The 11,401-nt window shown below is 68.7% G+C and carries 14 protein-coding genes; 6 read left to right on the top strand and 8 right to left on the bottom strand.

Features of this window, described 5'->3' with window-relative positions:
- Window positions 1-175: 175 nt before the first annotated feature.
- Window positions 176-436, bottom strand: a complete 261-nt coding sequence (locus DQW85_RS34655; RefSeq protein ID WP_162795610.1) for a hypothetical protein — start codon at window positions 434-436, stop codon at window positions 176-178.
- A gap of 1,012 nt (window positions 437-1,448) precedes the next feature.
- On the opposite strand from DQW85_RS34655, the gene DQW85_RS45040 reads away from it, so the two are divergent.
- Window positions 1,449-1,820: a DUF6247 family protein gene (locus tag DQW85_RS45040; RefSeq protein WP_162795609.1), complete on the top strand. Its 372-nt coding sequence runs from the start codon at window positions 1,449-1,451 to the stop codon at window positions 1,818-1,820.
- Window positions 1,821-2,075, top strand: coding sequence for a hypothetical protein (locus DQW85_RS34645; protein WP_113703980.1), 255 nt, complete (start codon window positions 1,821-1,823; stop codon window positions 2,073-2,075).
- Window positions 2,076-2,368: 293 nt separating this feature from the next.
- On the opposite strand, the gene DQW85_RS34640 is transcribed toward DQW85_RS34645, so the two are convergent.
- The gene (locus DQW85_RS34640; RefSeq protein ID WP_162795608.1) at window positions 2,369-2,803 is read right to left on the bottom strand and encodes a hypothetical protein; all 435 of its coding nucleotides are present in this window, start codon (window positions 2,801-2,803) and stop codon (window positions 2,369-2,371) included.
- A 189-nt stretch (window positions 2,804-2,992) separates the two neighbouring features.
- Window positions 2,993-3,304, bottom strand: coding sequence for a luciferase family protein (locus DQW85_RS34635; protein WP_162795607.1), 312 nt, complete (start codon window positions 3,302-3,304; stop codon window positions 2,993-2,995).
- Window positions 3,305-3,795: 491 nt separating this feature from the next.
- Between DQW85_RS34635 and DQW85_RS34630 the strand changes: the two genes are divergently transcribed.
- Entirely contained in the window at window positions 3,796-4,185 is a 390-nt protein-coding gene (locus tag DQW85_RS34630; RefSeq protein WP_162795606.1) for an Imm10 family immunity protein, read from the top strand.
- Between the two features lie 3 nt (window positions 4,186-4,188).
- On the opposite strand, the gene DQW85_RS34625 is transcribed toward DQW85_RS34630, so the two are convergent.
- Both DQW85_RS34625 and DQW85_RS34620 read right to left on the bottom strand, forming a co-directional pair.
- A complete protein-coding gene (locus tag DQW85_RS34625) occupies window positions 4,189-4,692 on the bottom strand; it encodes an ATP-binding protein (RefSeq protein WP_162795605.1) in 504 nt (167 codons plus the stop codon).
- The gene (locus DQW85_RS34620; protein ID WP_113703975.1) at window positions 4,689-4,883 is read right to left on the bottom strand and encodes a DUF5999 family protein; all 195 of its coding nucleotides are present in this window, start codon (window positions 4,881-4,883) and stop codon (window positions 4,689-4,691) included. Before DQW85_RS34620 ends, DQW85_RS34625 begins: the two co-directional genes overlap by 4 nt.
- 553 nt (window positions 4,884-5,436) lie before the next feature.
- On the opposite strand from DQW85_RS34620, the gene DQW85_RS34615 reads away from it, so the two are divergent.
- Both DQW85_RS34615 and DQW85_RS34610 read left to right on the top strand, forming a co-directional pair.
- Window positions 5,437-6,438, top strand: coding sequence for a LacI family DNA-binding transcriptional regulator (locus DQW85_RS34615; protein WP_205315632.1), 1,002 nt, complete (start codon window positions 5,437-5,439; stop codon window positions 6,436-6,438).
- Between the two features lie 174 nt (window positions 6,439-6,612).
- Window positions 6,613-7,242 (top strand): nucleoside/nucleotide kinase family protein, encoded by a 630-nt coding sequence (locus tag DQW85_RS34610; RefSeq protein WP_240197621.1) that lies wholly within the window; start codon window positions 6,613-6,615, stop codon window positions 7,240-7,242.
- Window positions 7,243-7,296: 54 nt separating this feature from the next.
- Here the strand turns inward: DQW85_RS34610 and DQW85_RS34605 are convergent, their stop codons facing one another.
- Window positions 7,297-8,841 carry an alpha-amylase family protein gene (locus DQW85_RS34605; RefSeq protein WP_205315631.1) on the bottom strand — a complete coding sequence of 515 codons (1,545 nt, stop codon included), beginning with the start codon at window positions 8,839-8,841 and terminating at the stop codon, window positions 7,297-7,299.
- A 443-nt stretch (window positions 8,842-9,284) separates the two neighbouring features.
- Window positions 9,285-9,740 carry a nuclear transport factor 2 family protein gene (locus DQW85_RS34595; RefSeq protein ID WP_113703971.1) on the bottom strand — a complete coding sequence of 152 codons (456 nt, stop codon included), beginning with the start codon at window positions 9,738-9,740 and terminating at the stop codon, window positions 9,285-9,287.
- A gap of 164 nt (window positions 9,741-9,904) precedes the next feature.
- On the opposite strand from DQW85_RS34595, the gene DQW85_RS34590 reads away from it, so the two are divergent.
- On the top strand, window positions 9,905-11,023 hold the full coding sequence (locus DQW85_RS34590; RefSeq protein ID WP_113703970.1) for a carboxylate-amine ligase: 1,119 nt from the start codon (window positions 9,905-9,907) through the stop codon (window positions 11,021-11,023).
- Between the two features lie 47 nt (window positions 11,024-11,070).
- Here the strand turns inward: DQW85_RS34590 and DQW85_RS34585 are convergent.
- Window positions 11,071-11,401 (bottom strand): DUF2071 domain-containing protein (locus DQW85_RS34585; protein ID WP_205315630.1); only part of this gene is annotated, 331 nt, incomplete at its 5' end.

Genomic DNA, 11,401 nt, shown 5'->3' with positions numbered 1-11,401 from the left:
CGTACGCCCCGCTCCGGCGTCCCCGCGCCGCGCTGCGGCCTGGGGGCCGGTCACGGCGCGGGCGCCTCGCGGGGCATCGCCGTAGGCAGACCGCACCGTGCCCAACCAACTCGCCGACCGTCGGCGCCCCGCCGCCAGGCACGACGAACCGACAACGCCCTTCCGCCGAGGAGCCTTACTCCTCAACTCCGTTCGTATCGTTCTGCCGTCTGAGAGCGCGGATATAGCCCCATCGCCATATGAACACCACTCCGATCAGCCAGAAGAAGGTGAGCACGAGAGGGCGCGCCGTAAGGTACGCCGCCGTGATCCTTTCGGGCCCTTCGGTGATGTAGTCGACGGCTAGCTCCACCAGGAAGAAGATCACGATGTAAGCAGTCCACTTGAGCAGGACACTACGTGACTCTTTACTCCAGGCTTTCGGACGAATCGCCATACCCTTCGCCCCTTCGCCGTGGCCAAGTCGAGCATTCGATCTATACGGCTTCAACCTAACGCCTCCGGCGGGGGTGCTCCAGCTCCGGGATGATCGTCTCGCTGGGTGCCCAGGCCGTGAGTGGCTGAGGTGGAAGCCTGATCATCCCGCCCGCCATCGACCCGGAACAAGCCGAGCAGACCAGGGCCACGGGGACAAGGTCGTTCCTCCAGTTGGGGGCTCCACCCTGTCCCCGTGGCCCTGGCCCGCTTCCCCTTCGGGCGGGTCGACAGCAGACGGGAGGATCAGGCGGGCAGCGTGCGCGCGTCGCGCAGGAAACACCAGGTCGCGGGCTGATCGTCGTGCCATTAGCGTGCCATTAAGGGCGGTAACGAGGGGTCAACCACGGTCACTCACGACCGGCCTCAGTTGCAGGTCATTGCCCCTACAAGCCAAGATCCCTGCAATTCCCAAGCTGACAGCGCGGGTTCGATTCCCGTCACCCGCTCCACAAGAAAAGGCCCTCTCCTATGGGCGCTTCGCGCTCAACAGCTCAGGCAGCGTCTAGTGGGGGCGCGGCCCCCACACCCCGCTCAACTGCATCGCCTTCGTCGGTGGGGCGCTTCGCGCCGATCAAGCTCAGACTGTGTCTATTGGGGCTCCCGCCCCAAACCCCAAGTCGAAGGGCTACCGCCCCTCGAACTCCCCGACCGCTTGGCCATTTGGGGTGACTACCTCGTTGCCCCGAGTCGAATCTGAAACCCTGGGACGTCGACGTGAGCGGGGCCGGAAAATGGTCGGCGCGTCTATCCAGGTTTGGGAGTTCACTGCCACCGCGTTCACGCCCAAAGATCATCAAGTTTTGCCGGCCAGCACCGCACGACGGGTAGCTCTGGCCCAGGTCACCCTCATCGGCTCGGCAGGGCGTAGCCGCACTTCACGAGATTGAGGGCGGGCAAGCGGCTAAGCTCGAAGGCGTGCGCATGCGTCCAGTTGATCAGCGGCCGGGACGCTTTCAGCCGGAGGTGGCAACGTGACAGCTGAGCCGTACGAGCCGGTCATCCCGAGGACTCCTGACCAGATCGTCGAGTCGCTGAACGGTGATCGGAGTCCTCGTAATATTCGCGCGTGCCTGCCTCCTGCCGACCGCGGTCACTTCGACAAGGACTACCGGCAGGCTATGGCCAAGGCCACCGAGGAACTAGACCTCTCACCGGTTAATGATCTGTTGGCTCATTGGCGGCACATGGCCAGGATGAAAGCGACTGGCGAGTACGAAGAGGTTTTGGAGCAAGCCGCTCGAATGCAAGAGCAGATAGAGAGCGGCGAGTACGTCAGAGGTCGGCCGCTACGTGAGGTCTTGGCCGAGCGGGCTGCTGAGCTCGGTGTGAAGCTGGACCTGTAGATGTACACAGTCGGCCAGAGCAAGCAGGTAGATGAGCAGATCGCAGCCCTACCGGCCGAGGCACTCGCACCGTTCCTCGAGGCGACCGTATTCCTGCAGGTTGCCCCTTGGAACGGCAGCCCATTCGTGAGGGAACGGCCCGACGCCCCCATGAGGACTCACACCTTCGGCGAAGGTGGAGCGGGGATGATCACATACCTGATCATCGAGTACCGCCGTGTGGTAGAGCTCGTCCAAGTGGTCTGGCATGACTGACCGCGCTTAGAAACAACGAGGGGCGCCTCACCAATCAAGGCCACAGCGGTCCAGTTTGAGGCGTGCCCGTTGCGTGCCCGCTCGTAGAGCGATCGACGGGCAGTCGCGGGGACTCACGGTCACTCGACTGGCATCTGCCCAGTGTCAATCCCCTGAGAACGTGGAGACGGTTCTATGCCACAGCGGTCCTCAGCAGGGCCGATGAGGTGTGTCTCTTCTCGATCATGTGAGGTTCGAATGTGATGGGCGGCAGCCCCTCATTGGCGCTGTGCCGCCGGCTGGTGTTGTAGAAGTCAGCAATCCAGGTGGCGATCTTCAGGCGTGCCTCGGTCGTGCGTGGTGCAGACTGGCCAGACCTGCCAGATCATCTCCATGATCACTTCTTGGGTGGCGTCGGCGACCGCCGCGAGCGCCCATCGAGCGCTGCCTCCCACGGCGGGCCGTATGCCGTTGCCCTGATAACCGCCGCGGAACTCCACCCGGGCCTGACCGCTCTCGTCCCAGTCAGGGATGGCCAAGCGGAGTGATCCGGTGATTCCTGCGCTGCGAACGTCGCGCTCCACGATCTTGAGCGCCTGCTCCAAGGCCGCCCACAGACTGGGTTCTAGGGCGAAACTGGGCTCGAAGCCGGTGTCGCGGAGCAGGCACTTACCGAGCCGGGTCACATCGGCCGCAGTCAGCTGGGCGGTGTGGCGTTCCAGGAGTTCCTGTGTCGCGGCGGTGCTCACTCCCCGTTCCTCCAGCAAGCAGGCCCGCTCGACGACGGGTTCGGCGTCAAGGTCGCCAGTGCGCAGAGCCGCGTATATGCGACACCTGAACTCGTCGACGGCCTGCTGGGCTTGCTCGTAGGAGTGCATGCCGCGGTGTTTTCCTGCCGCGGGAACATCCGGGTGCCGGTCAGTACGTCCTGTCACCGGTCAGCGGTTGGCCTTGATGGCGACGCTGACGAGCGACAGCAGGAGCTCGACGTCGTGGAAGCCGTCGACCTGGACCGTGACCCACTCCCGGTCGGCCGACGCGCTCACCTGCTCGCACGACGCCAGCACCGAGCCCCAACGGTTGATCACAGGGCAGGTGAGTTTGAGCTGGGCGGATCTCCCATCGGTCATCCGGAGGATCTCGGTTGTGCCGCTGTGGAAGCGCGCCCCCCGCCTGGATCGGGCCAGCCGCAGGTCCGGCCACGTCTGGAGTTCGGCGACTGCCCTCATCACACCCGGGGTCGCCGGCATGCTCGCCCTCCATGGCAAATTGGCCACTCCATTATGTTCCCGCCTGGTTCGCCGCACCGATAGGTGCCGTTCCCTAACCGTGACCTTCCGTGGACGGTCTTCGAGTTCCCGTTCGCCCCGCCCGGCTACCCGGCCAGGCTGGACGGCCGGGGGCCATGCGGGGACTACCTGCATGGCCCCCAGGCCTGCTTCCGGAGGGGCGGGCACGTGGACCCGGCAGCAACGGTTCGACCCGCGATTGCCGGAGCCTGCCGCTCCTGTAGGTTCCTGGTCTAGCTCACTTGATCAAGTGTGAAGAAGGCCCGGGGGAAAGGGGCAGCGAGCGTGGCATCTGATCTGACACACGAACACCGAACGCACAAACTCCGCATCGACAACGAGGACGAGGCCGTGAAGCTGCCGGCCCGCGAGCACGCCGGCTCTCGGGCGTGAACGCGGGCTGGCCTGAAGAAGGGGCCCTGCCGATCTCGCCAGCGGGTGAGGAGAGCGATTTGGACTGGCGTCCGCTCGGAAACATGGTCGCGCGGGTCGTCGGCCGGGACGAGGATCCGGAGGTGATCGTGCTGGGCCTGGCCGAGTACGAGGACGGCACCGGGAAGGCCCTCATCTTCATGATCGCCCCGGCGGAAGAAGACGACCAGGAGGCGGACACGTACTGCGTGGTGAGGGAGGATCAGAGGGGCACCACGTATGGCGGGGTGACTGGCTGTGAGCTCGCTCCAGGGCGGCTGACGCTCCGCTTCACCGAGGAGGCGGCGAAGGAGCTGGGCGTGGAGCGGGTTCTGGGGATTGAGCTCCAGGTCGACGACGACAGCGTCGAACTGCTCCGGAGCAGTCTGCGGGAGATCGTCGGGCTGCCGGTGGGAAGGGGGCCCGGCTGAGGGTCAGGGGAGCAGGCGGTGTGGGAGCTCGAACCAGACGGCCTTGCCGGCCGGCGTGGGCACGCTGCCCCAGCAGCAGGCCAGTTCGTCGATGAGGCTTCCAAGCCCTCGTTCGGGCTCCTCGGCGTAGTCCCGTACGGGCGGGGGTACGGGGGCGGCGGCGTCTTCCACTTCGCAGCGGACCGTGCCGTCGATGCACCACAGGCTCAGGCGGATGGGACCGGTCGCGTGGTGCAGCGCGTGCGTCACCAGTTCGGTGACGAGCAGTTCGGCGACCTCGCTGTGGTGGGCGGCCCGCCAGTCGGCCAGTTGGGCGCGGGTCAGCCGCCGGGCTCTGCCGGCTGAGGAGGGCTTGGGCGAGAGCGGCCAGGAAGCCATCTCCGCCCCTGGCTCACGGAGCGTGCGGGTGGTCACTTCGGCGACCTGGGAGGCGATGGCCATCAACTTCGCCCACGCGCGCGTCCAGCTGTTCGTTGAGGCGGCCGCGGCGATGCGCTGTCGTCTCATGCCGCCGGCCTGTAGTCACACCGGTGGGCGGGGACGCTGCGTCCGTCGGGAAGCAGTTCGCCCGTGTCCTCGAAGACCACCACGCCGTTGCAGAGCAGTCCCCAGCCCTGCTCGGGGTGGAAGGCCACCAGGCGTGCCGCGTCATGGTCAGGCGAGTACGCGGACGGGCATGCCGGTTGATGCTGACACATGGCTGGGATCCTTTTGACGTACCGGATTGCCATCGAGTGTGGACATACCGGTTCCTCCTCGGCGCCAGCACGGCGTCGAGCCGCGTGGCGTCATCACCGAACCGGTCACAATGGTGTTCATTGAGGGTTACCTCCTGAACGATCTCTTGCCGGGAAGAACGTGCCAGATGTTGTGCAGTTGGCCGGCGGCAAGGGCCGGTTCCGCCCTCGCGGCTGCCGCGCCCCTGATCGACGGGCCGTGACACTCCTTGGGGTGGCGGGTGCCATGGCGCCGGTCCTGACTCTCGCGCTCACTCGGGGTTCCGACTGGAGACGGCTCTGGAGCTGGGGCCTTTCCCCACCATAGGTCCGGCCAAACGGTTGCGCAATCGATTGGGCATATTCATTACCAAACCTCCCGAACCGGACAATACGCCCAGGCCGTCACGGCGTCCGGGAAAGCCGCCCACAGCGGGCGGTCGGGACACCTGGCACGTGTCCGTGGGAGGGCGGTGGGCAACATTTGCGCAATCGGTTGCTATAGTCACAGCGTGGGGTTCGCGCTGTGGTGACGATGGCCGACGTCGCTCGGATCGCCGGAGTCTCGGTGACCACCGTGTCGCATGTGATCAACGGCACCCGGAAGGTCAATCCGGAGACCGAGCAGGCGGTTCGCTCGGCGTTGGAGGCCACCGGCTACACCAACGACGTGATCGCCCGGTCGTTGCGCACCGGCACGACACGGACGATCGGCCTCGCGATGTCCGCGATCTCCAACCCCTACTTCGCCGATGTGGTCCACGCGGTGGAGCAGCGCGCCACGGAGGCGGGATACACGCTGCTCCTGGTGGACACCCATGACACGGCGCAGCAGGAGCTCATCGCCGTCCAGCAGCTGACGGGGCGGCGGGTCGACGCCGTGATCATCGCGCCTTCGGCGCACCCGGAGCCGGCGCTGGCCTACCTGCGCGCACGCAAGACGGCGACCGTGCTCATCGACCGGTTCTTCGACGCCGAGCTGGATCAGGTGGGGGCGGACAACGCGGCGCCCACGGCGTTGCTGGTGGAGCATCTGCACCAGATCGGACATCAGCGGATCGGCTTGATCGCCGGCCTGACGGGACTGGCCACGAGCGAGGAGCGAATGACCGGCTACCGGGAGGGGCTGCGCCGGTGCGGGCTGCGCTACAACGACGCGCTCGTGGCCGAGGGGGGTTCGGCGAAGGAACCGGCGCAGGAGGCGGTGAAGGCGTTGATGACGTCCCGGCGCCCGCCGACGGGGCTGGTGGTGGCCAACAACCAGATGACCATCGGGGCGATGCGCGGGCTGCGCGAACTCGGCGTGAAGGTTCCCGACGACCTCGCGCTGGTGGCCTTCGACGACTTCGAGTGGGCAGACCTGTTCCACCCGCGGCTGACCACGATCGCGCAGCCCACGCAGGCGATCGGCGAGATGGCGGTGAACATGTTGCTGTCGCGGCTGCGCTCACCGGGCGAGCCGGCGCGGAAGGTCCGGCTGGGGGCCACGCTCGTGCACCGTGACTCGTGCGGATGCCCCCCGGACGCTCCGGGCTGAATCGCCGCCGATTGCGTAAACGATTGCGCAATGGATTGTGTGCGCGTAAGTTTTCCGTTAATAGCGTCGTTGCAGTTGAGGCCTTTCGGGCAACGCGACATGCGCCGCGCAATGGGCAACGCGACCGCGCAATGGGCAACGCGACATGCGCCGCGCAATGGAAGGAAGACCACCGTGACTCTGGACGCGCTCATGAGGCGCGCCGAAGCCCTGGCCGCGTCGAGCGATCGGCGCATTCTCGGCATCGTCGGCGCACCCGGCGCGGGCAAGTCCTCACTCGCGGCAGCCATCGTCGAACACCTCGCTCCCCGCGCCTGTCACGTTCCGATGGACGGCTTCCACCTGGCGAACGCCGAACTCGACCGGCTCGGCAGACGCGGGCGCAAGGGCGCGCCCGACACCTTCGACGTGGCGGGGTACGTCGACCTGCTCGGCCGGCTGCGAGCCGCGCACGAGGAGGTCGTGTACGCGCCGGAGTTCCGCCGCGAGATCGAGGAGCCCGTCGACCGCGCCATCGCCATCCCCCGCGATGTGCCGCTGGTGGTCACCGAGGGCAACTACCTGCTGCTCGATGAGGGGCCGTGGGCGGCCGTCCGACCCCTGCTGGACGAGGTCTGGTACATCGAGACCAGCGAGAGCGACCGCGTCGAACTCCTGGTGCAACGGCACATCGCCCACGGCAAGGATCTCGCCGCCGCGCGGGCCTGGGCGCTGGGCAGCGACCAGCGCAACGCGGAGACCGTGGCCGCCACCCGCCACCGCGCGGATCTGATCACCTCAGTCGACCCGGGGGTCTTCCCATAGTCCCCCCGAGGGAGTCCGAAGTCTCCCCGCAAGGGAGTCCGCGGCGGCCCTTCTTCATACCGGCAGGGGCCGGGCGCCCCATGGCTGGGACCAGTCGTACTCGACGGTCTCCTCGCCCGCTCGCCACCGGCGTGGCGCCGTCGTGGTGAGCCAGTCGAGAGGTTCGACACCGCCCTGCTGCCCGCCGTCCAGGGCCAGCCGTACGGCTCTCGACAGGTCGGCGTCGGCCTGATCGGTGCGCGCCGCGGGGTCGACGGAGACGAAGAGGGCGGTGCCGGAGCGGGCGACCAGGTCGAGGAACTGGCGGTTCAGCCCCCACTCCGTCTGCGGCGTGCACGGCACGCAGTCGGCGTCGACCGCGAAGAAGCGGCCGTGCTGGGGAAGGCGGAAGGCCAGCGTGTTGACCCCCATGCGCCGGGTGCGCTCCCACTCGCGGCCCGAGGTGTCGTCCCCGGTGCGCTGCGCCCGCACCAGCCCGGCGGCCAGATGCCCGATGGTGTTGCAGCCGAGGACCAGCGCGTCCCCAGCCGCGTCGGCGATGGTCTCGTACAGGGCGAGAAGGATCTCGGCGCTGGTGCGGCCACGGTCGGCCAGGGACCAGCCGGGCCGGGCGAGCGTCGCGGGGGCGTCGGTGGCGAAGACGTCGAACACGTCGTACGTGGTGAAGTCATGTTTGATCAGCTCGTACCCCCACTTCCTGAACCGCGCGACGTCCTCGGCCACGGTCGCCAGTGCCTCGGGGAGGGAGGCGTCGAGCGCGTGCCCGATCCGGCGGACGGCGTCTCGCCTGGTCGCGCCGGTGGGAGCGGGGGCCAGCAGCGGCCGGAACCACAGGCCCGGGCGGGCGCCCACGGCGCGGATCTGCTCGGCGATGCCCGCCATGTCGTCGAAGACGCCGGGCAGCCCCCGGTCCCAGGGGCCGCAGTGCTCTGTCCAGCCGTCGTCGATGACGCAGTAGGGGCGCACCGGGTGCCCGTCGGCGTACTCCACGATCGTGCGGGCGTCGCGCAGGACCGCTTCCGGCCCGAAGCCCTTGCCGTACGCGTAGTACCAGTTGTTGCAGCCGACGAGGGGGCCTGACGGGAGCGTGGCGTCCGGGCTGAGAGCGCCGCACAGCTCACCGAGTGCCTGGAAAGGTGGCGCGTCGGTGTCGAGAGCGACGACGGTGGCGGCTTCCAGTTCCCTTTCTCCGGGCAGGACGGGCAGGCCCCCGCTACGGACGTCGAGCCACAGGCTGACGCCGTCCTCGTCCACGGTCCACGAGCACATCGCGCGAGGGCGGGTGCGCACCCCCATCCCGCTGGTGCGGTCGCCTCCGGGATCGGTGGCGAGCCAGTACCACGGCAAGGTCCGCTCGGGCTGGAGATGGCGCCATTGCAGCTCGCCGTACGAGCGTTCCCACGCGTCGCCCAGCACCAGCGAGCCAGGGGCGACGGGACGCCGCCAGCGCAGGACGACACGGGAGAGCCCTTCGCGGCCGGCTCGGGCGCGGACGCGCAGGCCGTCGGGAGCGAGGTCGCAGGTGACGAGGGCTCCACGCACCTCCCAGCTGCCCTCGCCCGAGGGCCGCGCCCTCTGGGGGGCGGTGTCGTCGGTCATCACGTGGACGGAGTCGGGAAGGGCGGGAGGGCAGGTCGGCACAGTTCTGCTCCGGGGTACGCGGGGGTTCGGGTCCGACAACGTTGTCAGCGAGACCCTAAACGGCCGGGCGACCCGCCTGTCAAGGAGCGGCCACGCCGTCACCGGTGGCCGCGTGCGGCAACCCCAGGCGGCATCTCCCAGATCTTCTCGGGGTTCCTCGGCGGGCAGGCGCTGCAGGTGCAGGCTTTCTGGTACCACTTCGCGATCATGTTCGAGGCGCTGTTAATCCTCACCACACGCTGCTGATCAAGAGCGGACGCCACAAGTGGGCGTGGGTGACGGGGGTGCCACTCGCCTGGGACGTCGCGGTGGAGCGCAGGATGATGGCCGGGGCCTCGTCCGGAGCGCCGCCGTCCGGAGTCTCCTCTCCCGGCGGCGGCTGAGGGGTCCCCGGCCGACGCTCAGCAGCCGAGGTCGCTCAGGCCCGGGTGGTCGTCGGGACGGCGTCCCGGCGTCCAGTGGAACCTGCGGTCCCGCTCGCCGATGGGCAGGTCGTTGATGCAGGCCAGCCGCCTGCGCATGAGGCCGTGCGCGTCGAACTCCCAGTTCTCGTTGCCGAAGGAGCGGAACCAGTTGCCGGAGTCGTCGTGCCACTCGTAGGCGAAGCGGACGGCGATCCGGTTGCCGCCGAAGGCCCAGAGCTCCTTGATCAGCCGGTAGTCCAGCTCCCTGGCCCATTTGCGGGTGAGGAACGCCACGATCTCGTCGCGGCCCTGGACGAACTCGGCGCGGTTCCGCCAGGAGGAGTCCGGCGTGTAGGCCAGGGCGACCCGTGCCGGGTCGCGGGAGTTCCAGCCGTCCTCCGCGAGGCGGACCTTCTCGACGGCGGACTCCTGGGTGAACGGGGGCGTGATCATGGCAGTCCTCTGCTTTCTTTCCTTCCGTTGAGAGAACGTTCGTTCTCTACTCTGGCGCCAAGAGACTACGAGAACGAACGTTCTCGGCGCAAGCCGGGCAGATATTACGGACCCGAGAGGGAACAGGAAGGTACTAAAGGCACAAATCGGGGCATTTCTCCTGGATGCCGACGAGCACCCTGGGTGTCGAGGAGGAGTTCCACGTCGTCGACATCCGGACTCGGCATCTGGTGTCGCGAGCGGGGCTCCTGCTGGACATGCTGCCCCAGGAGTGCTTCACCGAGGAGCTGCAGCGCTCGACGCTCGAGGCCAACAGCAGGCCGTTCCCGCGGCTGGAGGACCTGGCCCGCGACCTGAGCGCGATGCGCGCGACGGTGATCGGCAGGGCTGAGCAGCTCGGGCTGGGCGTCGTGGCGGCCGGGAGCGTACCGCTGGCGGACCTCGAGCAGATGAAGATCTCCTCAGAGCCCCGCTACGAGCAGATGCTCGACGACTACCAGTTGCTCACCCGCGAACAGCTCATCTGCGGCACCCACGTCCACGCCGAGCTCCCCGACCGGGACCTGGCCGTCGCGGTCGCGCACCGCCTGGCGCCCTGGGTGCCGCCGCTGCTGGCGCTCAGCGCCAGCTCGCCGTTCTGGCTGGGGGCCGACTCCGGCTACGCCAGCTACCGCACGATGGTGTGGCAGCGCTGGCCCACGGCCGGGCCGATGGCGAGGTACGAGTCCGCCGCCGAGTACGAGCGGATGATCGCGGCGCTCATCCAGTCGGGCGTGATCAGCGATCCTGGGATGATCTACTTCGACATCCGGCCGTCCGCGCACCTTCCCACCGTGGAGCTGCGGATCTGCGACGCGTGCCCGCGCGTTGACGACGTCGTGCTCGTCGCCGGGCTGTTCAGAGCGCTGGTCGCCAGGGAACTGGAGCACGTACGGCTGGAGTCCGCGGGCCGCGCCCCCGTCCGCGAGGTGCAACTGGAGGCGGTGCGGGCCGCGACTTGGCAGGCGGCGAGGTCGGGACTGGAGGGGCGGCTCGTCGACCCGGTCGAGGGCGTGCCCCAGGAGGCGGGCGAGATCGTCGGGGCGCTGGTGGAGGGCCTGCGGCCGCAACTGGAGGAGTCCGGGGACTGGGTGCTGGTCTCCGGCCTCGCGCGCGACGCGCTGGGCAGGGGCAGCTCGGCCGAGCGGCAGCGCCGGGCGTACACGCGCAGAGGTTGCCTGAGCGACGTGGTCGACATGCTGCTCGCCGAGACGCGGGCGGGCGGCTGGGACGCCGGGCCCTGAGGATCCCGGGCGGCTGGACGCCGGGCCCTGAGGATCCCAGGGGGCGGCTACCGGCCCCACATCCCGATGCGCACGTCCACTCCCGGTGAGGCGTGCACGACCGGGTCGTGGCCGGGGAGTGGCAGCCCCGCCGCCTGCACGAGGTCCTGCTCCAGCGCGGTCACCCTGCCGTGGTGCAGGGGCCAGGGAACGTGCTCGACCTCGGCGGTGGCCGGCCGGCCCGCGACCAGGGTGAAGAGCCGGTAGCGGTCGGTCAGGAAGCTCGCCAGCTCGTCGCGTTCGTGCCCCGACAGCTCCGCGCCCACCTCCACCTGCGCGTCGCCCCGCGCGCCCGGCGGACCGGGCCGGCGGCGCGCGCACCGGTACCGCCAGCGCGGG

The sequence above is a fragment of the Nonomuraea lactucae genome, from assembly GCF_003313395.1.
GTDB classification, from domain to species: Bacteria; Actinomycetota; Actinomycetes; order Streptosporangiales; family Streptosporangiaceae; genus Nonomuraea; species Nonomuraea lactucae.
This window is presented reverse-complemented; position numbering and strand designations above follow the sequence as displayed.

Excerpts from the sequence above, each read along its gene's own strand:
- DQW85_RS34655 (WP_162795610.1), bottom strand. The coding sequence starts at position 436 with ATGGCGATTCGTCCGAAAGCCTGGAGTAAAGAGTCACGTAGTGTCCTG.
- DQW85_RS34645 (WP_113703980.1), top strand. The coding sequence starts at position 1,821 with ATGTACACAGTCGGCCAGAGCAAGCAGGTAGATGAGCAGATCGCAGCC.
- DQW85_RS34635 (WP_162795607.1), bottom strand. The coding sequence starts at position 3,304 with ATGCCGGCGACCCCGGGTGTGATGAGGGCAGTCGCCGAACTCCAGACG.
- DQW85_RS34625 (WP_162795605.1), bottom strand. The coding sequence starts at position 4,692 with ATGAGACGACAGCGCATCGCCGCGGCCGCCTCAACGAACAGCTGGACG.
- DQW85_RS34620 (WP_113703975.1), bottom strand. The coding sequence starts at position 4,883 with ATGTGTCAGCATCAACCGGCATGCCCGTCCGCGTACTCGCCTGACCAT.
- DQW85_RS34615 (WP_205315632.1), top strand. The coding sequence starts at position 5,437 with ATGGCCGACGTCGCTCGGATCGCCGGAGTCTCGGTGACCACCGTGTCG.
- DQW85_RS34605 (WP_205315631.1), bottom strand. The coding sequence starts at position 8,841 with ATGACCGACGACACCGCCCCCCAGAGGGCGCGGCCCTCGGGCGAGGGC.
- DQW85_RS34595 (WP_113703971.1), bottom strand. The coding sequence starts at position 9,740 with ATGATCACGCCCCCGTTCACCCAGGAGTCCGCCGTCGAGAAGGTCCGC.
- DQW85_RS34590 (WP_113703970.1), top strand. The coding sequence starts at position 9,905 with ATGCCGACGAGCACCCTGGGTGTCGAGGAGGAGTTCCACGTCGTCGAC.